The organism is Pseudomonas serboccidentalis, from assembly GCF_028830055.1.
GTDB classification, from domain to species: Bacteria; Pseudomonadota; Gammaproteobacteria; order Pseudomonadales; family Pseudomonadaceae; genus Aquipseudomonas; species Aquipseudomonas serboccidentalis.
This window is the reverse complement of sequence record NZ_CP101655.1, coordinates 3,931,583-3,953,074: the sequence shown is the minus strand read 5'-3', so window position 1 is coordinate 3,953,074 and position 21,492 is coordinate 3,931,583. Positions and strand designations below refer to the sequence as shown.

Below are 21,492 nucleotides of genomic sequence, written 5' to 3'. Positions count from 1 at the left end.
GCACTGCCTCTGACCTACACCACCTTGCACCATCCCCTACACCTAAGACAGAATCCGCCGGCTTGTGCCTCTAGCTCACGGGTTCTATCGTCTCTACGTCACTGAAAACCAGTGATCGGGTTTGGTAGCCCGTCTCCGTCAGAAGCACAAGACTACTGTCTTGCGAGGGCGTTTCTCGTCTTCGTTTTATGGTGGTCATGCGCGGGGCGTCTTCGGATGCGCCGGGGTTCCTGACGACCGGTCTACCAACCTGCGTATGGCCTCCACCCTTCGTTTGGTAGCGAGAGTGATGGCTCCTTTTCGTTTATCCGTCAGGAGTTACACCATGTTCAAACCAACACCGAATCCTCCAGAAACCGACCCCGCATCCCCCTACGAATCCCTCGACCCCCGCAAACTCCACGAAGCCGCCGAGCGCGCCCTCGATCACTACCTCACCCCGGCCAGCCAGATCATGGCCAGCGCCAATACCGCCCAACCCATGTTCCTCGCCAACCCGGCGTACGACACCGAATCCCTGCTCGCCAACGCCAGTGAATCCCTGGGTTCTGCCACCACCATGCTCAACGATTTCGCCGCGTTGCTGGATATCTCGCACCGCAAGACGCTGCTGGGTATTGCGCAGGTGGTGATGTTGGGGGAGTTGGCGGTGAATCAGGCGTTGGATAACGTTGAGTTGAAGGGCTAAGGTGTGGTGCCTCTGTGGCGAGCGGTCAGGCCGGTGCCACGGAGGGGTGTATCAGCTCGATTGTTTGAGGTGGGCTGACAGTTCTTTCCAGACGTCGCGATAGCTGAAGCGCAGCCAGGCGGTATGTAGCTTATGAAGTTGCCGCCGAATCCTGCTGGTCCTGTTTGCAAGCAGCATTTGCTCGATCTCCCGGTTCAGCGAGTCAGGTTCGAAGCCTGTCCAGATCGGGGGAAGTACGCATTCCAGGTTGTCGGCGCAGACGACGGCGACTTCCGAGTAGAGGATGTTTTTGATCAGTTCCGGCTCGTAGCCTTTGATTTGCTCAGCGATGTAGGGGTAATCCACTCCTGTGTCGACAAAGATGTCTGACAGGGCGGCCCTGATTTTGTACAACTCGCAAGGAGTGGGTGAGTGTCCCATGAAGCTGAACCCGTGCTGTCGATCCGCAAAGTTTCATCTTGCCACGCGCGGCGAAGGCTTACGATGCCGGGACAAGATCATCCCCAGGGGAGCCGTACCATGCGCACCAATGTCGTCAAAGTGCTGTTGATCGCTGCAGCTGTCTCGGTATTGAGTGCCTGTTCGGGCGGCGGTGGGTTGACCACCACCAGTTGTTTTTCTGCCGATTGCCAGTCGCCGGAGGGGCGCAGTAATGCGACGACCCTGAAGTTTGGTGGCAACAGTATTGGCAGCAGTCTGAACCAGTACAGCTCTGGCATGCTGCACGACGACTGAATAAGCGGTTTTACGGCGATTAAGGCTTGCGTTGGGCTTCCAATAGCGTGAACAGCCACATGCCGGCCAACATCGCCAACACGAATACGATCGCTTGCCAGTGACCCGTCAGCAGGATGGTCACTGCCGGGCCGGGGCAGATACCGGCTATTCCCCAACCGACACCGAACAACAGACTGCCGCCGATCAGGCGCCGATCCAGTTCTCGTTTGGTGGGTATTTGCATGGGCTTGCCCAATAGCGATTGGCGCTGCCGGCGCGCCCAGGTCAAGGGGCCGAAGGCGATGGCAATGGCGCCGACCATGACCAGTGCCAGCGACGGATCCCAAGCCCCGGCCACATCCAGAAATGCCAGGACTTTCGTTGGATTGGCCATACCCGCCAGAAGCAAGCCGAGGCCGAACAGCAGGCCCGCCACGAATGCATTCAATCTGATCATGTTCAGGCTCCCAGCAGATGGCGCAGGATAAACACCGTGACGAATCCGCTGAGCATGAAGCAGGCGGTGGCGATCATCGAGCGCGGCGAAAGGCGCGATATGCCGCAAACGCCATGGCCACTGGTGCAACCGGAACCGTAGCGTGTGCCCAGCCCCACCAATAACCCCGCGACGCTCAGCCCGAGCCAGCCGTTCTGGAACTCGATCGGCGGCAACGCGCTGAACAATGCCCAGAGCAGCGGCGCAACCAGCAGGCCCAGCAGGAACAGGGCTTTTTCGCTGGCGCCTTCACTGTTGCGTTGCAGCAGGCTGCCGATCAAGCCGCTGATGCCGGCGATACGGCCATTGCCGACCACGAACAGGCTGGCAGCCAGCCCGATCAGCGCGCCACCGGCCAGGGACGACCAGGGAGTGAAATTGAGCCAGTCGACATTCATGGGGCGCCTCGATAGCAATAAAGAGTGATGTGCGGTTTCAACAGTACAGCTCAACCGATACGGTGACGTCGTAATGAATTCGGGTTGAGCGGATAAGTCACCTTACGCCGTTGAGTGCCGGTGCAGAGACTTACTGCGGCACAGCCAGCCACTCACCGATCACCTTCTGATAACTGCCGGTGACTTTGTTCAGATGCAGCCACTGATCGACGTACAGTTTCCAGCTGATGTCATCGCGCGGCAGCAGGTACGCCTTCTCGCCGTACTGCATGTATTGGTGCGGATTCACTGCGCACAGCCCCGGTTTGAGTTTCTGCTGGTACAAGGCTTCCGAGGCGTCGGTGATCATCACGTCAGCCTTGTTGTCGAGCAGTTGCTGGAAGATCGTCACGTTGTCGTGCAGGGCCAGTTGCGCTTTGGGCAGGAAGGCGTGGACGAAGGCTTCGTTGGTGCCGCCGGCGGGTTCCACTAGGCGCACGTTGGGCTGGTTGATCTGCTCGATGGTCTGGTACTTGGCCTGATCGGCGCAGCGCACCAGCGGGATCTTGCCGTCGCTGTCGAGGGTGTTGCTGAAGTAGGCTTTTTTCTGCCGCTCCAGCGTCACCGAGATGCCGCCCATGCCGATGTCGCACCTGCCGGCCTGCATGTCCGGCATCAGGGTTTTCCAAGTGGTCTGCACCCATTCGACTTTGACCCCGAGGCTGTCGGCCAGCGAGCGCGCCATGGCGATGTCGATGCCTTCGAAAACGCCGTCGGTGCGCTTGAAGGTGTAGGGCTTGTAGTCGCCGGTGGTGCAGACGCGCAGCTGGCCTTGTTGCTGGATGCTGTCGAGGTGCGAAGAGGTTTCCTGGGCTCGAACGCCCGCGGCCAAGGTCAGTGCGCCGCAAAGGATCAGGGTGCTTTTTAGAATTGTCATGGAGATCGGGCTTCTGAAAGGGAAGGTGAGCCAGTGTAGTGAAAGGCCCTCCCGGGTGTCATCCCGCGTCCGGACTCAACGTGCCGAGCCACGCCACCAACGCCACGATCAGCAGGGCCATGCCCAGCTCCAGCAGCACGCTGCGTCTGAGCGCATTTGCCGCGATGACGTGCTGTCCGTCGCGTATCGATCGTTCCAGCGCAGGCCCAAGATGAAAGCGATTCAACGCGGCCAGCACCAGCATCCCGGCAAACAGCAAAACCTTGATCGCCAGCAACATCCCGTAGGCGCCGAGCAGCACGTCATCCAGCCTCGGGCCGACGATGAACAGGTAATTCACCACGCCGGTGATCGACAGCGTCAGCACAATCGCCGCGCCGACCCATTCGAAGCGTTTCACCGCATGAGTCAACAGGCGAATCCGCGCTTCATCCACACGGCCGCGCGCGAGCAACACCAGCGCCAGCATCGCCCCCAACCATGCACCCGCCGCCAGCAGATGGAGGATGTCGCTGAGGAAATGCCAGAACCGCAGCGATCCCTCATCCATCGCTCCGTGTCCGCTCCAGGCAAGGGAGGCGAGGGCGACCGCGCCGGCAATCGATGCGATCGCCCAACCCGGTCTGATCAACACCACCATCAGTGCCAGCATGCGCAGCGCCCACGCCAGCCCGACCTCCGTTTCCAGCAACATCATTTGCAGGTGCGGCCACAGCGCGGCGAACTCCGTTTCGCCGCTCATGGCGCGGGTCATCAATACCAGGCCCGCCACCGACAGCAGCGCGCCGAGCAACGCCAACCCGCGCAACAGGGGGCTAAACCGCAGGCTGGCGTGACCGCTGTACAACGCAAACAACGCCACCCCGAACAACAGCAGCAAATCCCCATACAACGCCAGACGCAGGAGGATGTTGATCAGTTCAGCCATCGCTCACTTCACTTTGAACGTGACGTTGCCGGTGATCGGGTGCGTATCGGACGACACCGCGCGCCACTCGACTTTGTAGGTGCCGGCGGGTAACGGCGCGAGCGGGGTGACGAGCATGGTTTTCGGGTCACCTCCGGCGCTGACTTTGGCCTTCATCGGCATCGGCGAATGGGCCATGCCGGGCATCTCGGTCATCACCAGTTTGGCGCCGGAAAACTGGGTCAGCAGGTTCTCGGAAAAGTGCAGTTCGATCTTGCCGGGCGCCGCACCGTCAGCGCCTTCGGCCGGGGTCGACGACAGCAGTTTCGGGTGGGCCTGGGCGAGGGTGCTCAAGAGCAATCCGCTGGCGAGTACAAGGGTGATATTCAACGTGCGCATGCAAGACCTCTGGGTTGTTTTCTAATGGGATTCAGAACCACATCCGCACGCCGAGCACGAGCCGTGCTTCGCTGCGATCCGCGCCTTCTTCGCGGGCGTAATCGGCGGTGTTGCCGTAGGTGCGGTTCCATGTCACGCCGATGTAGGGCGCAAATTCACGGCGGATTTCATAGCGCAGGCGCAGGCCGGCTTCAGTGTTCGATAGGCCGGAGCCGAGGCCCCGTTGCGGGTCGTTTTTGCCGTAGACGTTGAGTTCGGCGGTGGGCTGCAGGATCAGCCGGTTGGTCAGCAGAATGTCGTAGTCGCCTTCCAGCCGCAGCGCGCTTTGTCCGCCCTCGCCGAGAAACGCCGTGGCCTTGGCCTCGAAGTTGTACAGCGCCATGCCCTGCAAACCGAACGCCGCCCAGGTTTGTGGCGCGCCCGGTTTGAAGTCCTGGCGCACGCCACTGACCACGTCCCACCATGGCGAAATCGCGTGGCCCCACAGGGCCTGGATCTCGGCGTCCTCGGTCTTGCCGTTGCTGCGTTCGCCTTCGGAGCGCAGCCACAGGCGATCGATGTCGCCGCCGATCCAACCGGACAGATCCCAGGCCAAAGCGCTGCCGTCGTCGGCGTTCTGCCATTCGAGTTTGTCGGCGAGGAAGTAGCTGTTGATCGCGCTGTCGTGCACCTGATGGCCACCGGGGCTGACGAACACGGCGGCGCGATCGGCGTCGGTCAGCGCCGGGATCGGCGTGCGGCTTTCGCTCGGCGCGGCGGGCTGCATCATGCCGTCGTCCATGCTTTGCATCGAATGATCCATGCCGGGCATCTGGCTGTGATCCATGCCTTGCATGTCGTTGGCGGCCATGGCCGACGTGCCGACAAGCACCAGAGAAAACGCGGTGATTCGAGTCATGATCGGCCCCTTCATTCTTCCACCCGAACTTCGCGGAACATGCCCATTTCCATGTGATAGAGCAGATGGCAGTGATAGGCCCAGCGGCCCAATGCATCGGCCGTCACCCGGTAGCTGCGGCGAGTGCCGGGGGGCATGTCGAGGGTGTGTTTGCGCACCTGGAAGTCGCCGTTCTCGTCTTCCAGATCGCTCCACATGCCGTGCAGGTGAATGGGGTGGGTCATCATCGTGTCGTTGACCAGCACCAGACGAATGCGCTCGCCGTACTTGAGGCGCAGCGGCTCGGCGTCGGAGAACTTGATGCCGTTGAACGACCAGGCGAATTTCTCCATATGCCCGGTCAGGTGCAGCTCAATCGTGCGGCCGGGGTCGCGGCCATCCGGGTCTTCGAAGGTGCTGCGCAGGTCGGCGTAGGTCAGCACGCGGCGACCGTTGTTGCGCAGACCCAGGCCAGGGTCGTTGAGTTTGGGGGCGGTGCTCATGGCTTGCATGTCCACCAGCGGGTTGTCTTTTTCGCTGTCGGGGTGCGATTGCATCGGGCCCATGGCCGAGTGATCCATGCCCGCCATGGCGCTCATGTCCATCGAGCCGTGATCCATGCCACCCATGCCCATGTCGTCCATGGTCACCAACGGGCGTGGATCCAGCGCAGGCACCGGCGCTGCCAGACCGGCGCGGGTGGCGAGGGTGGCGCGGGCGTAACCGGTGCGGTCCATGGCCTGGGCGAACAGGGTGTAAGCCTCGGCGACGGGTTCGACGATCACGTCGTAGGTTTCTGCCACTGCGATGCGCAGCTCATCGACACTGACCGGTTTGACGTGCAAACCGTCCGCCGCGACCACGGTCATTTTCAGCCCGGGAATGCGCACGTCGAAGTAGGTCATGGCCGAGCCGTTGATCAGCCGCAGACGCAGTTTTTCACCGGAGCGAAACAGCCCGGTCCAGTTCGTGTCGGGAGCGTGGCCGTTGATCAGGAAGGTGTAGGTGGCGCCACTGACGTCGGCGATGTCGGTGGGGTTCATCTTCATTTGCGCCCACATCGTGCGGTCGGCGACGGTGGCGCCCCAGCCTTTTTCGCTGACGTCGTCGATGAAGTCGCCGACGGTGCGCTTGTGGTAGTTGTAGTAGTCGGACTGCTTTTTCAGGGTCTTCATCAGGCTGGCCGGGGCTTCGTCAGTCCAGTCGCTGAGCATCACCACGTAGTCGCGGTCGTACTGGAACGGCTCCGGTTCTTTGGCGTCGATCACCAGCGGCCCGTAGACCCCGGCCTGTTCCTGCAACCCGGAATGGCTGTGATACCAGTAGGTGCCGTGCTGCCGCACCTTGAACTGGTAGACGTACACACCACCCGGTTCGATGCCGTGAAAACTCAGGCCCGGCACGCCGTCCATGTTGGCCGGCAGGAGGATGCCGTGCCAGTGAATCGAAGTACTGTCCTTGAGCCGGTTGCGCACCCGCAACGTCACTGTGTCGCCTTCGCGCCAGCGCAGCAGCGGGCCGGGCAGGCTGCCATTGATGGTCATGGCGGTGCGCGGGCTGCCGGTGAAGTTGACCGGGGTTTCGCCGATGAACAGTTCGAAGTCGCTGCCACTCAGCTCGTTGATCTGCCCCGGCCCGCTCAGCGCCCAGACCGGCGCGCGCCATAAGCCGAGGCCACCGAGCAGGCCGCTGGCGGCAAGGCCTTTGACGAAGGTGCGTCTTGAAGTGTTGGAAGGCATGCGCTGGAAGTCCCCGTTTGACACATGACGGGGAGACTAACCAGCGCTGGCTTTCAGTTGGCTGAGAGGGGGATTACAGTTTTGACAGGTTCAGCCGGCGAGATGATCCGCCAGTTCCCGCGCCTGCTGTGAGGCCGCAAGCCGCGCGTCACGATCGATGTCTTCGCCGAGAATCGTCTTCTCGACGCTCAACTCATGTACCACGCTGATGCCAATGTAGCCGAGCCAGGCGGCCACATACGGTTTCTGAAAGTCGAAGCGCTCGACTGGGGTGGCTGATTGCGCAGAGAAGTCCATCCCGCAGGCATAGGCGGCCACAGCGATTTTGTCTTTCAGCAAACCTTTCAGGCCATGCTGAGGATCGAAGTTGAACAGAATGTCTTTCTGCGAAACCAGATCAATGAAGTGCTTGAGCTTGTACGGGATGCTGAAGTTCCACAGGGGCACCGACAGCACTATCACGTCGGCGCGGTACAGGTAAGCCGCGAGGTGCTTGAGTTCATTCCAGGCCGATTGCTGTGCGGGTGTCAGGGGCGTACCACTGAGGCCGGCGTATTTGGCGTTCATCGCATGTTCGCCGAACTCTGGAAGCTGTATCCCCCACAGGTCCAGCGTTTCGATGTGCATCTGGGGGTGATGCAGTTGATAGCGCTCGATGAAGCTGCGGGCGACTTGCCGTGATGCGGAGCGTTGTTTACGGGGTGAGCATTCGATGTGCAGAAGGGTGGTCACGTTTGGCCTCGGCATGCGGTTGATGAGTGCGAGGCATTGCAACATAGCTAGGTTCAAACTATAAATCGTGAACAAACCAATCATTGATCACGTATCTAACTATGTTTGACGCCTTGTTGCTCAGGACCTTTGTCACGGTTGTCGATGAGGAGGGTTTCAGCCGTGCCGCTGAAAAGCTCCATCTCACCCAGTCTGCCGTTAGTGGTCATCTTCGGCGGCTGGAGGAGCAAGTCGGCAAACCGCTGCTCAAACGCACCACTCGCTCCCAGCAACTGACCCCTGACGGTGAACGTCTGATGGCCTATGCGCGGGCGATTCTGGCGTTGAACCGCGATGCCTGGATGCAGCTCACGCGTACGCCATTTCAAGGCCGGGTTCGCATTGGCGTTTCCGAGGATTTTGTCGAGGCGCGGTTGTTGCGCGCGTTGCAGGATTGCGCGGCGCAGCATCCAGGAATGGAAATCGATGTTCAGGTCAATATTCCAGGGACGTTGCTGAGCCAGATGCATCAGGGCGAACTGGACATGGTCGTCGGTTCGTTGTGTGAAGCCAGTGATGCGGGGCGCCTGCTTTGGCAAGAGCCGTTGGTGTGGGCATGGGCGGCACAACCGTTCACGCCACTGCCGATGCCCTTACCGTTGGCACTGTTTCCCGAGCCGTGTCCGTATCGCGAAGCGGCGTTGGTGAGGTTGGCTCAAGCCGGTATTGCGCAACGTACCGCGATGCTGTGCTCCAGCACCGCCGGGTTGCGCGCTGCGGCAGCCTCCGGATTTGCCGTGGCCCCCATGCCGGTCAGTCAACTGGGGCACGGTCTGGCCGCGCTGGGAGCGGAGCAGGGCTTGCCAGCGTTGCCGGACGCCCAAATCCGCTTGTTCGTCGCGCCGCATGCCGATCCGCAACTGCTCGATTCGGTATCGCAGGTGATCGTCGAGTTTTGTTCAACACGGCGGCAGTGACCGTGGGGTTACAGGCCAAGGCCTTCCTGCACCACCTGCAACAGGTTGTTCTCGGTCAGCGCAATCGCATCCAGCTCCTGACCGGTCTCAACCGTCTGCAACCACCAATGGCTTTCGTGGTGTTCATCGACGGTGCGCAGCAGATAGGTGTTGCGGTCCGGCAGGGTGATCTGCACGCGTCCGGCGCCGTCCTCGGTAAACCGCGCGATGGGATCAAATGTCAGGGTTTGTTGGTTGGCATCTATCACCAGTTGGTCGATCGCGTAGTCGTGGCTTTCGCCATCGGGTGAGCTTTCGCAAACGTGGGTCGGATTGCGGCGGATTTTCAGGCCGACTTCAGTGACTGGCTGCAGCCAGGCCTCGATGCGGTGGTACAGGTCATAGACCTGCGTCGGCCAGCAATCGATCTCCAGCGCGGCATCCGCATGGATGTGCCGGGTTTGCTTGAGCTTGGCGGCCAGTTCGTCTGCTTTACTCATTTCGGATCCCTTGGTTTGATGTCTGCCTGTTAATCGTAGACCTTTCAACGGCGTACGGCGTTGCCTTGCGTCATGCGCTTGCAACACAAGCATGTCGAAATCGGCGCTGGCCAAGTCTGGTCAGGATCGAAAACCACGGACGCAGGCGTCCCAAGGAGCGGGTACATGAAAAAGCTGTTTACAATTCTGGCGCTGATCGCGCTGACGGCCGGTAGCATCGGCCTGAGTTCGGCGCGTCAGTCGAACGCCAGCAAGGTGCAAACGGAAGCGGTGGCGGGGCAGTTCGATTACTACCTGCTGACGTTGTCCTGGTCGCCGACGTTCTGCCTCACCCACAAAGATGACGTGCAATGTTCCGGCAAGGGCTACGGCTTCGTGCTGCACGGCTTGTGGCCGCAATACGCCAACGGCGGCTGGCCGGAATCCTGCCCACCGCTGACCACGCTGTCGGCGGCGGAAACCAGCAAGGGCCTGACGCTGTTCCCGACCAAAAAGCTGCTCGATCACGAATGGTCCAAGCACGGCACCTGCAGCGGTCTGGGCGCGATGGGTTATCTGGATGAGGCAGACAAAGCTGTCGGCGCGGTGAACATCCCGCAAGCGCTGCAACCGTTCAGCAGCTCGTACTACTTCGAAGCCCAGGAAATCGCCGACCTGTTCCGCAAGGCCAACCCGGGCATCCCGGCCAATGGCATCGCAGTGATCTGCAGCGGCCCGGAACTCTCGGAAGTACGGGTGTGCATGGGCAAGGATCTGCAGTTTGGCGCGTGCGGCAAGGGCGTGAAGACGCAGTGCCGGGCCGGGGATATTCGGGTGCCGCCGTCGCGTTGATGTGACGCAAAATAGCAAAGACAAACACTGAATCTGTGGCGAGGGAGCAAGCTCCCTTGCCACAGGGTTTTGGTGAATTCGAGTGTTCCGGCAAAGAGTCGCTTGCCTGATAATTGGCGCTGATCACGCGTCAAACGACAACTGAAAATAAATCGACGCGCGGAGTTCATCCAATTGCCCTGTGCGCCGATACAACTGGGCGGGCGTGAGTTGGCGCGGCGGGTTTGCCGTGCGCACCCCGGTGGGCTACGCTCACAAAAAAATAAGGGTTTCGGGCTGCGGCCCCTGTCGTACCTGCCCAGGACACGTTTTTGACAATCCCCATTCACGACCCGCTTCAACCCCCCGGCACGCTAAAACGCCTGCCGCTGCGCAAGGCGGCAGCGCTGTTTATCGTTGCGGTGTGCCTGTGCCTGTCCGGCTTGCTCTACTTGCAGTTGGAGCAGACGCGACGCCAGGATCTGGCGACCGCGCAGATAGCCTCTTCCAACCTGACCCGGGCCATGGCGCAGCAGGCCGAAGACACGTTTCTGGCGGCGGACCTGGTGCTCACCAGTCTGGTCGACTGGGTCGAGAACGATGGTTACGGCGCCGCGCAACGGCCTCGCCTGCAAAAAACCTTCGCACGCCGAGTGCAGCAGCTGCAGCAGTTGGACGGCATGTTCCTGTTCGACCGCGATGGCCAGTGGGTGATTACTTCGTACCCGGACCTGCCCCGTGGCAACAGCGTGGCTGATCGCGAGTACTTCAAGTTTCACCTGCAGAACGCTTCCACCGTGGCGCACATCGGCCGGGCGATTCGCAGCCGCGAAAATGGCGAGTGGATCATCCCGATCTCGAAACGCATCAACGACCGCGACGGTCATTTTCAAGGCGTGCTGATGGCCGGGATCAAGATGGCGTACTTCGACCGGTTCTTCAAAAGCTTCAGCCTCGATGACAACGGCATCATGTTTCTCGGACTGAAGGATGGCACTTTGCTGGCGCGGCGGCCGTTCGACGACAGCCTGATCGGTTCATCGCTGGCGCAAGGCAGGATTTACTCGAAACTGCTGCCCGAAGCCCCGGCCGGCACTGCGACGATCAGATCGGTGGTCGATGGTGTGGTGCGTTTGTACGGCTATCGGCAGTTGGGGATGTATCCGCTGGTGGTCGCCGCGGCTTCGTCGCGCGACACGATTCTCAAGGGTTGGTATGAACGGGCCTTTCAGGCTAGCGTGATCGTCGCGCTGGTGATTCTGGGCGTGGGATTATTTGGCTGGGTGTTCATTCATCAGGTGCGTCAAGGCGAGCGCATCGAGAAGAACCTGCGCAAGGCGCAACGGGCGCTGGAGGAGATCGCCACCCACGACAGCCTGACCGGGCTGGCGAACCGGCGCTTGTTCGAGCGTTCGCTGGAAATCGAATTTGCCCGCGGTGCGCGGCAGTCGAGTCCGGTCGGGTTGATCATGCTCGATATCGATTTCTTCAAGCGCTACAACGATGCCTACGGCCATGTGGCAGGGGATCATTGCCTGATTCAGGTGGCCCAAGTGTTGAAGAATTGCTGCCAGCGCAAGGCTGACCTGGCGGTGCGTTACGGTGGTGAGGAATTCGCGGTGCTGCTGCCGGATACCGACATCAACGGCACCCTGTCGATTGCCGGGCAGATCCGCCGCAGTGTGATGGACAAGTGCATCACCCATAGCGGCTCGCCGACCGGGTATCTGACGGTCAGTCTGGGTTGCTATTCGTTTATCCCCAGCGGTAATGACAGCCTGGAAGAGTTCATCCAGCATGCCGACGCAGCGCTGTATCAGGCGAAAAATGCCGGGCGTAATCGCGCGGCGGTGTTGTCGCTGGAGTCCAGTGTTGCCGAGTTGATGCGGTCGGATCGCTGAAGCATCCATGCATCCACAGTGGCGAGGGGGGAACAAGCGCCTTCGCCACCGGTTCATGGCTTACTACCAACCGTCACGCCGGTTCATTCAGCTGCCCGAGCCACCGCCTGCACCACCTGTTCCGCCACCGGCCGCGCCTGTGCCGCCGCCAGCACCCGAGCCCGAACCCATGGCGCCGCCATTGACACCGGTGCCGTTGCCAGAACCGGGACTGCCAGTACTGTTACTGCCGGCAGGCGCGCCCGGGGTATTGTCCGGTGGCTTGGGCGTGCTTTTGTTGACGTCGGGGTTGGTGCCGGAAGTGCCGGCGCTGTCGTTCGCTGCGAAGGTGGCACCCGAGACGGTGGCGAGCAGGCCGGCGAGCAACAAGGAGGTGAGTGGGCGCGTAGTCATGGTACGTCTCCAGAAGGGGGCGGTTACCTGACGTTGGTCTGACACCGGTGGTCGTTGGTGCCGATTGGCTGACAAGCGGTTTCCGACGTCCAGCGTTGTCCGCCACCACGGGATGATCCGATGCAACCACCGTCGCCGCCACAGGGTCACAATTTTCACACCCCATTCGCCGGAGTCTGGACCATGAAAAACCTGCGGATCGCCACCTTCAACGTCAACGGCCTGCGTGCGCGGCTGCCGAACCTGCTGGAGTGGCTCAAGCGCGAGCAGCCGGACATCGCTTGCCTGCAGGAGCTCAAGTCAGTCGACAGTGCCTTCCCGGCCGCCGAACTGGAGGCGGCGGGTTACGGCGCGATCTGGCACGGGCAGGCGTCATGGAACGGGGTGGCGATCCTCGCTCGCGATGCGCAACCGCTGGAAAGCCGCCGCGGTCTGCCGGGCGATCCCGAGGACAAACACAGCCGCTATCTGGAGGCGGCGGTGCACGGTGTGCTGGTCGGGTGCCTGTACCTGCCCAACGGCAACCCGCAGCCGGGGCCGAAATTCGATTACAAACTGGCCTGGTTCGAGCGCTTGATCCGCTACGCAAAAGACCTGCAAAGCAGTGATCATCCGGTGGTGCTGGCCGGTGATTACAACGTGGTGCCCACCGACATGGACATCTACAACACCCGCTCCTGGCTCAAGGATGCGTTGCTGCAACCCGAGAGCCGTGAGTGTTATCAACGGTTGCTGGATCAGGGCTGGACCGATTCGCTGCGCCACCTGTATCCCGAGGATCGCCTCTACACGTTTTGGGATTACTTCCGTCAGCACTGGCAAACCAACTCTGGCCTGCGCATCGATCATCTGCTGCTCAACCCGGCACTCAGCCCGTATCTGCACGAGGCCGGGGTAGACGCGTGGGTGCGCAACGAGCCGCACGCCAGCGACCATGCACCGACCTGGATTCGCATCGGTTCGCGCAAGCGTCGGTAGCGGTGATTGGCGAAATCAATTGTCGGAGTCCAGGGGCAATCCCGTATACATGTCGGCCATCGGCGCAGCGATCCGCGTCACATGCAAAAGGACTGAGCAATGAGCGAGCCACGTCTGGCGAATCCGACGTTGTACCTGCAACGCCTGGGGTTCGATGCCCCACCGGCACCGACCCTGGAGACCCTGCGGCAATTGCAGTTGCGTCATACCGGGGTCTTTGCTTTCGAGAATCTGTCGACGATCACCGGCGCACCGGTGCTGATCGATCTGGCGTCGGTCGAGCAAAAAGTCCTCCACGGTGGCCGTGGCGGTTACTGCTATGAGCTGAACAATCTGTTTCTGACGTTGTTGCTGGAGCTGGGCTTCGAGGCGCGTGGCATTTCGGGGCGCGTGGTGCTGGCGCAACCCGAAGGCACGTGGGCGGCGCGCACCCATCGCCTGAGCCTGGTGGTCATTGACGGCGAGCGCTACATCACTGATGTCGGCTTCGGCGGCATGGTGCCAACTGCGCCGCTGCTGCTCGATACCGAGGCTGAACAGCCGACACCGCACGAGTCCTATCGCATCGAGAAGCAGGCAGATGGCTACATGCTGCGCGCCCATGTCGCGGGCGAGTGGCGCTCGATGTACCTGTTTGACCTGCAACGCCAGGAAGACATCGATTACACCCTCGGCAACTGGTACGTCTCGACCCACCCCGAATCACCGTTTGCCAGGCGCCTGATGGTTGCGCGTACCGGCGATGGCTGGCGCCGCACGCTGAACAACGGCAGCTTCGCGATTCATCGCATGGGGGGCGACAGTGAGCGGCGCGAGGTGGCGGATGTCGATGAACTGATTGCAGTGCTGGAGCAGGAATTCGACCTGCGTCTGCCTGATCAGCCGCATGTGCGTCAGTCGCTGGCGCGGATGCTCGTGCCCGCCTGATTTCAGGGCTTGGCTTCCGGCTCCAGTACCCGCCGGATTTCCCCGACCGCCGCTGACAGCTTTTTTTCCAGACTCTTGAGGTCGGCGGCGGTAATCCCCTGCTTGAATTGCCCGGCGCGGGGCAAGTCGGCCTGCTGCGGTTTGTTCTCGGCATCCAGCAGGGCATGGCGCAGGGTGTTGTTGATCACGGTCTGATAACCGAACCCTTCGTTTTCTGCCACGGTGCGGGCGGCTTCGATGACGGCGTCATCGAGCATGATGGTGATACGGGTCTTGCCCTTGTTGGGCGCCAGGGCCCCGCGTTTGCCCTGCGAGAAGTCGTATTCGTCTTTCATCGGTCAAGCCTCCAGAAAGTAAGCGCAACGTTCGCTCGGTGTGGCGACACGTGCAGAAATGATTCGAACGACATTGGCTTCGCGATAACTGTAAGCAACCACCAGCAAACGCCCTTTGCCATCGAGACCGAGGATGATCCAGCGCTGTTCGTCATGGTCGTTGTCCTCGATCGTCAGGGCGCGTTCGTCGTGAAAGACCGGCTCGGTCTCGGCAAGGCTGACGCCCCTGTGCTTGAGTTTGTTGGCTGCGTTCTTGCTTTTGTCGAACTGAATCTGGAATGACTTCATTATGCATACTTTATATGTATAAAAAAGAGCGCCGGTGCACCGCTGGTCGCCATGAACACTTCAGCCTAGTGCGATAAAAACCGGGGGAAGGAGGGGATGTGTTGCCGGATTTGTGAGCGATGGTGGTGGCGGGGATAGAAGGTTGGGTGGCTACCTATTCATTATGTGACTAGCAAGTTGTATACAACTCTATGGACATTTGTCACAAGTATTGAATACAGTGTGCGCATAACAAAAACCAGGGAACCCCCCACATGAAAACGCCCCATGTTTCACACCAACGGCCCGAGGACGAAAATCTCGGGGTCGGCGCGAATATGGCTTACGGCCTGCAACATGTTCTGACCATGTACGGCGGTATCGTTGCGGTGCCACTGATCATCGGCCAGGCGGCCGGGCTGTCGCCGGCGGACATTGGTTTGTTGATTGCTGCTTCATTGTTTGCGGGGGGGCTGGCGACACTGCTGCAAACCCTGGGTCTACCGTTTTTTGGCTGTCAGTTGCCGCTGGTGCAGGGCGTGTCGTTCTCCGGTGTGGCGACCATGGTCGCAATCGTCAGCAGTGGCGGGGAGGGCGGCTTCCAGTCGGTGCTGGGCGCGGTGATTGCCGCGTCTTTGATCGGCTTGCTGATCACGCCGGTGTTCTCACGAATCACCAAGTTCTTCCCGCCATTGGTCACCGGCATCGTGATCACCACCATCGGCCTGACGCTGATGCCGGTGGCCGCGCGCTGGGCCATGGGTGGCAACAGCCATGCGCCGGACTTCGGCAGCATGCAGAACATCGGTCTGGCGGCGATAACGCTGGTGCTGGTGTTGCTGCTGAGCAAGGTCGGCAGTTCGACCATCTCGCGTCTGTCGATCCTGTTGGCCATGGTGATCGGCACGGTGCTGGCAGTGTTCCTTGGTATGGCCGACTTCTCCAGTGTCACGCAAGGGCCGATGTTCGGCTTCCCGACGCCGTTCCACTTCGGCATGCCGACCTTCCACTTCGCCGCCATCCTGTCGATGTGCATCGTGGTCATGGTGACCCTGGTGGAAACCTCGGCGGACATTCTGGCGGTCGGTGAAATCATCGGCACCAAAGTCGATTCCAAGCGTCTGGGCAACGGTTTGCGCGCGGACATGCTGTCGAGCATGTTTGCGCCGATCTTCGGTTCGTTCACCCAGAGCGCGTTCGCCCAGAACGTCGGGCTGGTGGCGGTGACCGGGATCAAGAGCCGTTATGTGGTGGCTACCGGCGGTATCTTCCTGGTGATTCTCGGTCTGCTGCCGTTCATGGGCCGGGTGATCGCTGCAGTGCCGACCTCGGTGCTGGGCGGTGCCGGTATCGTGCTGTTCGGTACGGTAGCGGCGAGCGGGATCCGCACGCTGTCGAAGGTGGATTACCGCAACAACGTCAACCTGATCATCGTTGCGACTTCGATCGGCTTCGGCATGATCCCGATTGCCGCGCCGAACTTCTACGATCATTTCCCAAGCTGGTTCGCGACCATTTTCCACTCGGGCATCAGCTCGTCGGCGATCATGGCGATCGTGCTGAACCTGACCTTCAACCACTTCACCGCCGGTAACTCGGATCAGCAGTCGGTGTTTGCCGCGGCGGAGGAGCGGACCCTGCGCTATCGCGACCTGGCGGCGCTGCGTGAAGGCGATTATTTCAGCGATGGCAAGCTGCACGATTGCGACGGCAACGAAGTGCCGGTGATCGAGGTCGATTCGGATCATGACCATGGTCACGGTGCGCCGAAGCCTCATGCGAAGAGCAGCGAGCACGTCTGATCGTTGCTCGTGAATGAAAAAGGGCCGATCAGTACGAGACTGATCGGCCCTTTTCATTTGAAGATCAAAAGATCGCAGCCTGCGGCAGCTCCTACAGAGGAATGCATTTCAACCTGTAGGAGCTGCCGCAGGCTGCGATCTTTTGACTTTTCCAACGCCCACAAAAAAGCCCCTGAATCTTTCGATTCAGGGGCTTTGCTATTTGGCTCCACAACCTGGACTCGAACCAGGGACCCAATGATTAACAGTCATTTGCTCTACCAACTGAGCTATTGCGGAATTGGTGCGTATGTTACTGATTCAAAAAGAGAAGTCAAGCATCGACTATAAACTTTCCGGTTTTATCAGGACGGACGGTGATTTGTCAGTGATTGGCGATTACCAGAACCGCCTCACAGGTCTACCATGGCTGCCCGGAAGTGGTCACACGCGCTGCCGGCCATTCGCCGAAAAGGTACGCGCCATGAATCAACCCGTTCTTGTTTCCCGTTCACGCGAGGTGCTCGCATGAGCGTCGCGCAAATCAGCCTGCCCAAAGGCGTCGGCCCGCACGCCGAAAAACTCTTCGATGCCATCACCCAGGCCAGCACCGCGGAAGAATTGAACCGCGCTGGCGGCAAGGCCGAAGGGTTTGTGCTGGGCCTGGAAAGCACCAAGGCGATCAAAAGCCAGATCGCCGAATCGCTGTACGTCGCTTATGACGATGCGGCCAGTCAGCGTGCGACCGAACTGGCTTAACCGCCGAAGGTAATCGTGCCAAGCATCAGCTTGGTGTAAGCCGCCGTGGCGGCCAGTTGCACCAGCCACAGGGCCAGGCCGCCGAGAAACACCCCGGCGGCGACTTGCCGCACCAGGCTTTTGTCGCGCTTGGCCGTGGTGCGAGGGATGAAGTCATCCAGATCGTCTCGGTCGGCGCGCAGGTTGTCGTTTTTCATAGGGGTTCTCACAAAATTCTAAGGTGTACACATACCTGTAGGAGTGCGCCTGCTCGCGATAGCGTCTCGTCCGCCGAAGCATCATTGCCCGACACTCCGCTGTCGCGAGCCGGCTCACTCCTCCAATGGGATTCAGGTGCAGTCTAGAGGTTAAGCGGCGTTCATTCGGACAAATAAAAAACGGGAAGCCCCAAGGCTTCCCGTTTTTCATTGCAAAGCGAAATCAGATGACCTGAACGATCGCATCCGTTACCGCTTTGATGTTGCTCTGGTTCAGCGCAGCCACGCAGATGCGGCCGGTGTCCAGGGCGTAGATGCCGAACTCGTTGCGCAGGCGATGCACCTGTTCGGTGGTCAGGCCGGAGTAGGAGAACATGCCGCGCTGACGGCCAACGAAGCTGAAGTCACGCTGCGGGGCTTTTTCGGCCAGCAGGGCAACCATTTGCTCGCGCATGCCGCGAATGCGCAGACGCATTTCTGCCAGTTCGGCTTCCCACTGAGCACGCAGTTCCGGGCTGTTCAACACAGCGGCGACAACGCTGGCGCCATGGGTCGGCGGGTTGGAGTAGTTGGTGCGGATCACGCGTTTGACCTGCGACAGCACGCGCGCGCTTTCTTCTTTCGACTCGCTGACGATCGACAGGGCGCCAACGCGCTCGCCGTACAGCGAGAACGACTTGGAGAACGAGCTCGATACGAAGAAGGTCAGGCCCGATTCAGCGAACAGCCGCACAGCCGCGGCGTCCTCGTCGATGCCGTCGCCGAAACCCTGGTAAGCCATGTCGAGGAACGGCACATGACCTTTGGCCTTGACCACGTCCAGCACGTTTTTCCAGTCGGCCGGGGTCAGGTCGACGCCGGTCGGGTTGTGGCAGCAGGCGTGCAGCACAACGATCGAGCCGTTCGGCAGGGCGTTGAGGTCGTCGAGCATGCCGGCACGGTTCACGTCGTGGGTGGCGGCGTCGTAGTAACGGTAGTTTTGCACCGGGAAGCCAGCGGTTTCGAACAGCGCGCGGTGGTTTTCCCAGCTCGGGTCGCTGATTGCCACAACGGCGTTCGGCAGCAGTTGCTTGAGGAAGTCGGCACCGATTTTCAGTGCGCCGGTCCCGCCGACGGCCTGAGTGGTGACGATGCGACCGGCAGCGATCAGCGGCGAGTCGTTACCGAACAGCAGCTTCTGCACCGCCTGGTCGTAGGCCGCGATGCCGTCGATCGGCAGGTAGCCACGGGAAGCGTGCTGAGCAGCGCGAATGGTTTCGGCTTCGATCACGGCGCGCAGCAGGGGAATTCGCCCCTCTTCGTTGCAGTACACACCGACGCCCAGGTTGACCTTGGTGGTCCGGGTATCGGCGTTGAATGCTTCGTTGAGGCCCAGGATTGGATCGCGGGGTGCCATTTCGACAGCGGAGAACAGGCTCATTATTACGGCGGCTCTGAATGGAGAGTGGAGGGACGTGTCGCGCTCCAGCCGAATGCACTAGAGCGGTGCACAAACGGGGAGCTAGTATAGAGGCCATCACTGAACAATGGCGACAGGCGAATCGGCTTTTCGGGTAAGTTTTTCCGATTATTTCTTGACCGTTAGTCGATTGGCCTTGTCGGAGACTTTAGCGGATGTAGGACGTTTGCCTTGAAAGCCGAGGCAATCGACTCCACATTGAGCACAATCCAGGTTTTTTCTTGCGCGACATCGGTCGTTTGCGGTCGTCCCCGTGGTGCTCCGCTTTGCTCGGAACGCCGCGATCCCAGAGGTGTGTATGTCCGAATTCCAGCTAGTCACCCGCTTCGAGCCCGCCGGCGATCAGCCGGAAGCCATCCGCCAGATGGTAGAGGGCATCGAAGCCGGGCTGGCGCACCAGACGCTGCTCGGTGTGACCGGCTCGGGCAAGACCTTCAGCATCGCCAACGTTATCGCTCAGGTGCAGCGCCCGACGCTGGTGCTGGCGCCGAACAAAACCCTGGCCGCGCAGCTGTACGGCGAGTTCAAGGCGTTCTTCCCGAACAACGCCGTCGAATACTTCGTGTCCTACTACGATTACTACCAGCCCGAGGCCTATGTGCCGTCGTCCGACACCTTCATCGAGAAGGACGCGTCGATCAACGACCACATCGAGCAGATGCGTCTGTCCGCGACCAAGGCCTTGCTCGAACGCAAGGACGCGATCATCGTCACCACGGTGTCGTGCATCTACGGTCTGGGCAGCCCGGAAACCTATCTGAAGATGGTGCTGCACGTCGATCGCGGCGACAAACTCGATCAGCGTGCCTTGCTGCGGCGTCTGGCTGACCTGCAATACACCCGCAACGACATGGATTTTGCCCGGGCGACGTTCCGTGTGCGCGGCGACGTGATCGACATTTATCCGGCGGAATCGGATCTGGAAGCAATCCGCATCGAGCTGTTCGATGACGAAGTCGAGAGCATTTCCGCGTTCGACCCACTGACCGGCGAAGTCATCCGCAAGATGCCACGCTTCACCTTTTATCCGAAGAGCCACTACGTGACGCCGCGCGAGACCCTGCTCGACGCCATCGAGGGGATCAAGGTCGAGTTGCAGGAGCGCCTCGAATACCTGCGCAGCAACAACAAGCTGGTGGAAGCCCAGCGTCTGGAGCAGCGCACCCGTTTCGACCTGGAAATGATCCTCGAGCTGGGTTACTGCAACGGCATCGAAAACTACTCGCGCTACCTGTCCGGACGCCCGGCCGGTGCCGCGCCGCCAACCCTCTACGATTACCTGCCGGCCGACGCTTTGCTGGTGATCGACGAATCCCACGTCAGCGTGCCGCAAGTCGGCGCGATGTATAAGGGCGACCGCTCGCGTAAAGAGACGCTGGTGGAATACGGTTTCCGTCTGCCATCGGCACTGGACAACCGGCCGATGCGCTTTGACGAGTGGGAAGGGGTGAGCCCGCAGACGATTTTCGTCTCGGCAACACCGGGCAACTACGAGGCCGAGCACGCGGGCCGAGTGGTCGAGCAAGTGGTGCGTCCGACCGGCCTGGTCGACCCGCAAGTCGAAGTGCGTCCGGCGCTGACCCAGGTCGATGACCTGCTCTCGGAAATCTCCAAACGCGTGGCAGTGGAGGAGCGGGTGCTGGTCACCACGCTGACCAAGCGCATGGCCGAAGACCTGACCGATTACCTCGCCGACCACGGCGTGCGCGTGCGTTATCTGCACTCGGACATCGACACCGTCGAGCGGGTCGAAATCATCCGCGACCTGCGCCTCGGCACCTTCGACGTGCTGGTGGGGATCAACCTGTTGCGCGAAGGTCTGGACATGCCTGAGGTGTCGCTGGTGGCGATCCTCGACGCGGACAAGGAAGGCTTCCTGCGTTCCGAGCGTTCGCTGATCCAGACCATCGGCCGCGCAGCGCGTAACCTCAATGGCCGGGCGATTCTCTACGCCGACCGCATCACCGGTTCGATGGAGCGGGCGATCGGCGAAACCGAGCGGCGTCGCGACAAGCAGATCGCCTTCAACCTCGCCAACGGCATCACCCCCAAAGGTGTGTTCAAGGACGTCGCCGACATCATGGAAGGCGCCACCGTGCCGGGTTCGCGCAGCAAGAAGCGCAAGGGCATGGCCAAGGCCGCCGAAGAAAACGCCAAGTACGAAGCCGAACTGCGTTCGCCGAGCGAAATCACCAAACGCATTCGCGCGCTGGAAGAGAAGATGTATCAGCTGGCGCGGGATCTGGAGTTTGAAGCGGCGGCGCAGATGCGTGACGAGATTGCCAAACTGCGTGAGCGGCTTTTGGCAGTTTGAAAAGTGGCTGAACACCGCCAACCCCTGTAGGAGCTGCCGAAGGTTCGGGCCGCGTGCGGACGATCTT

Annotated in this window: 26 protein-coding genes and 1 tRNA gene; 11 read left to right on the top strand and 16 right to left on the bottom strand. The window is 60.8% G+C overall.

Annotated elements, in window-relative coordinates; all coding sequences use genetic code 11:
* Positions 1–325: 325 nt before the first annotated feature.
* Positions 326–688, top strand: a complete 363-nt coding sequence (locus NN484_RS18040; RefSeq protein ID WP_127650336.1) for a DUF6124 family protein — start codon at positions 326–328, stop codon at positions 686–688.
* Between the two features lie 51 nt (positions 689–739).
* Here NN484_RS18040 and NN484_RS18035 read toward each other — a convergent pair whose 3' ends face one another.
* Complete coding sequence (locus NN484_RS18035) at positions 740–1,108, bottom strand: DUF7079 family protein (protein WP_425518789.1); 369 nt, start codon at positions 1,106–1,108, stop codon at positions 740–742.
* 99 nt (positions 1,109–1,207) lie between these two features.
* On the opposite strand from NN484_RS18035, the gene NN484_RS18030 reads away from it, so the two are divergent.
* Positions 1,208–1,423, top strand: a complete 216-nt coding sequence (locus NN484_RS18030) for a hypothetical protein (RefSeq protein WP_127650340.1) — start codon at positions 1,208–1,210, stop codon at positions 1,421–1,423.
* A 19-nt stretch (positions 1,424–1,442) separates the two neighbouring features.
* Here NN484_RS18030 and NN484_RS18025 read toward each other — a convergent pair whose 3' ends face one another.
* The 8 genes from NN484_RS18025 to NN484_RS17990 form a co-directional block, all read right to left on the bottom strand.
* Positions 1,443–1,862: a DUF6691 family protein gene (locus tag NN484_RS18025; RefSeq protein WP_274657590.1), complete on the bottom strand. Its 420-nt coding sequence runs from the start codon at positions 1,860–1,862 to the stop codon at positions 1,443–1,445.
* A 2-nt stretch (positions 1,863–1,864) separates the two neighbouring features.
* The gene (locus tag NN484_RS18020; protein ID WP_127650344.1) at positions 1,865–2,299 is read right to left on the bottom strand and encodes a YeeE/YedE family protein; all 435 of its coding nucleotides are present in this window, start codon (positions 2,297–2,299) and stop codon (positions 1,865–1,867) included.
* 130 nt (positions 2,300–2,429) lie between these two features.
* Positions 2,430–3,215, bottom strand: a complete 786-nt coding sequence (locus NN484_RS18015; protein ID WP_274657589.1) for a transporter substrate-binding domain-containing protein — start codon at positions 3,213–3,215, stop codon at positions 2,430–2,432.
* Positions 3,216–3,273: 58 nt separating this feature from the next.
* Positions 3,274–4,143, bottom strand: a complete 870-nt coding sequence (copD, locus tag NN484_RS18010; protein WP_274657588.1) for a copper homeostasis membrane protein CopD — start codon at positions 4,141–4,143, stop codon at positions 3,274–3,276.
* A 3-nt stretch (positions 4,144–4,146) separates the two neighbouring features.
* The gene (gene copC / locus NN484_RS18005; protein WP_127650350.1) at positions 4,147–4,521 is read right to left on the bottom strand and encodes a copper homeostasis periplasmic binding protein CopC; all 375 of its coding nucleotides are present in this window, start codon (positions 4,519–4,521) and stop codon (positions 4,147–4,149) included.
* A 31-nt stretch (positions 4,522–4,552) separates the two neighbouring features.
* On the bottom strand, positions 4,553–5,419 hold the full coding sequence (locus NN484_RS18000) for a copper resistance protein B (RefSeq protein WP_274657587.1): 867 nt from the start codon (positions 5,417–5,419) through the stop codon (positions 4,553–4,555).
* Positions 5,420–5,430: 11 nt separating this feature from the next.
* Positions 5,431–7,137, bottom strand: coding sequence for a copper resistance system multicopper oxidase (locus tag NN484_RS17995; protein ID WP_274657586.1), 1,707 nt, complete (start codon positions 7,135–7,137; stop codon positions 5,431–5,433).
* Positions 7,138–7,227: 90 nt separating this feature from the next.
* Entirely contained in the window at positions 7,228–7,869 is a 642-nt protein-coding gene (locus NN484_RS17990; protein WP_274659314.1) for an FMN-dependent NADH-azoreductase, read from the bottom strand.
* Between the two features lie 101 nt (positions 7,870–7,970).
* On the opposite strand from NN484_RS17990, the gene NN484_RS17985 reads away from it, so the two are divergent.
* Entirely contained in the window at positions 7,971–8,825 is an 855-nt protein-coding gene (locus tag NN484_RS17985) for a LysR family transcriptional regulator (RefSeq protein ID WP_274657585.1), read from the top strand.
* Positions 8,826–8,833: 8 nt separating this feature from the next.
* Here the strand turns inward: NN484_RS17985 and NN484_RS17980 are convergent, their stop codons facing one another.
* Positions 8,834–9,304 (bottom strand): hypothetical protein, encoded by a 471-nt coding sequence (locus NN484_RS17980; protein WP_215502484.1) that lies wholly within the window; start codon positions 9,302–9,304, stop codon positions 8,834–8,836.
* Positions 9,305–9,469: 165 nt separating this feature from the next.
* On the opposite strand from NN484_RS17980, the gene NN484_RS17975 reads away from it, so the two are divergent.
* Together NN484_RS17975 and NN484_RS17970 are read left to right on the top strand one after the other, a co-directional pair.
* Positions 9,470–10,135, top strand: a complete 666-nt coding sequence (locus tag NN484_RS17975; protein ID WP_127650360.1) for a ribonuclease T2 — start codon at positions 9,470–9,472, stop codon at positions 10,133–10,135.
* Positions 10,136–10,446: 311 nt separating this feature from the next.
* Positions 10,447–12,015 carry a sensor domain-containing diguanylate cyclase gene (locus NN484_RS17970; protein WP_127650362.1) on the top strand — a complete coding sequence of 523 codons (1,569 nt, stop codon included), beginning with the start codon at positions 10,447–10,449 and terminating at the stop codon, positions 12,013–12,015.
* An 87-nt stretch (positions 12,016–12,102) separates the two neighbouring features.
* Here the strand turns inward: NN484_RS17970 and NN484_RS17965 are convergent, their stop codons facing one another.
* Complete coding sequence (locus tag NN484_RS17965) at positions 12,103–12,408, bottom strand: hypothetical protein (protein WP_274657584.1); 306 nt, start codon at positions 12,406–12,408, stop codon at positions 12,103–12,105.
* A gap of 183 nt (positions 12,409–12,591) precedes the next feature.
* Here NN484_RS17965 and xth point away from each other — a divergent pair, with 183 nt between their 5' ends.
* A complete protein-coding gene (gene xth, locus NN484_RS17960) occupies positions 12,592–13,386 on the top strand; it encodes an exodeoxyribonuclease III (protein WP_127650366.1) in 795 nt (264 codons plus the stop codon).
* Positions 13,387–13,485: 99 nt separating this feature from the next.
* The gene (locus NN484_RS17955; RefSeq protein ID WP_215502486.1) at positions 13,486–14,313 is read left to right on the top strand and encodes an arylamine N-acetyltransferase family protein; all 828 of its coding nucleotides are present in this window, start codon (positions 13,486–13,488) and stop codon (positions 14,311–14,313) included.
* A gap of 2 nt (positions 14,314–14,315) precedes the next feature.
* Here the strand turns inward: NN484_RS17955 and NN484_RS17950 are convergent, their stop codons facing one another.
* Together NN484_RS17950 and NN484_RS17945 are read right to left on the bottom strand one after the other, a co-directional pair.
* Entirely contained in the window at positions 14,316–14,648 is a 333-nt protein-coding gene (locus NN484_RS17950) for a BrnA antitoxin family protein (protein ID WP_274657583.1), read from the bottom strand.
* Positions 14,649–14,651: 3 nt separating this feature from the next.
* The gene (locus NN484_RS17945) at positions 14,652–14,936 is read right to left on the bottom strand and encodes a BrnT family toxin (RefSeq protein ID WP_215502488.1); all 285 of its coding nucleotides are present in this window, start codon (positions 14,934–14,936) and stop codon (positions 14,652–14,654) included.
* Between the two features lie 254 nt (positions 14,937–15,190).
* On the opposite strand from NN484_RS17945, the gene NN484_RS17940 reads away from it, so the two are divergent.
* Positions 15,191–16,717, top strand: a complete 1,527-nt coding sequence (locus tag NN484_RS17940) for a nucleobase:cation symporter-2 family protein (protein WP_274657582.1) — start codon at positions 15,191–15,193, stop codon at positions 16,715–16,717.
* A 203-nt stretch (positions 16,718–16,920) separates the two neighbouring features.
* Here NN484_RS17940 and NN484_RS17935 read toward each other — a convergent pair.
* A tRNA-Asn gene (locus NN484_RS17935) sits at positions 16,921–16,996 on the bottom strand.
* Between the two features lie 10 nt (positions 16,997–17,006).
* Between NN484_RS17935 and NN484_RS17930 the strand changes: the two genes are divergently transcribed.
* Both NN484_RS17930 and NN484_RS17925 read left to right on the top strand, forming a co-directional pair.
* Positions 17,007–17,228, top strand: a complete 222-nt coding sequence (locus NN484_RS17930; RefSeq protein WP_164747872.1) for a hypothetical protein — start codon at positions 17,007–17,009, stop codon at positions 17,226–17,228.
* Complete coding sequence (locus NN484_RS17925) at positions 17,225–17,455, top strand: hypothetical protein (RefSeq protein ID WP_127650376.1); 231 nt, start codon at positions 17,225–17,227, stop codon at positions 17,453–17,455. The genes NN484_RS17930 and NN484_RS17925 overlap by 4 nt, the downstream gene beginning before the upstream one ends.
* Here the strand turns inward: NN484_RS17925 and NN484_RS17920 are convergent.
* Entirely contained in the window at positions 17,452–17,652 is a 201-nt protein-coding gene (locus tag NN484_RS17920) for a hypothetical protein (protein WP_274657581.1), read from the bottom strand. The two genes, NN484_RS17925 and NN484_RS17920, sit on opposite strands and share 4 nt — an antisense overlap.
* A 223-nt stretch (positions 17,653–17,875) precedes the next feature.
* On the bottom strand, positions 17,876–19,072 hold the full coding sequence (locus NN484_RS17915) for an amino acid aminotransferase (protein ID WP_025111170.1): 1,197 nt from the start codon (positions 19,070–19,072) through the stop codon (positions 17,876–17,878).
* Positions 19,073–19,409: 337 nt separating this feature from the next.
* Here NN484_RS17915 and uvrB point away from each other — a divergent pair, with 337 nt between their 5' ends.
* Entirely contained in the window at positions 19,410–21,425 is a 2,016-nt protein-coding gene (gene uvrB / locus NN484_RS17910) for an excinuclease ABC subunit UvrB (protein ID WP_127650378.1), read from the top strand.
* The last annotated feature ends 67 nt before the right edge of the window (positions 21,426–21,492 follow it).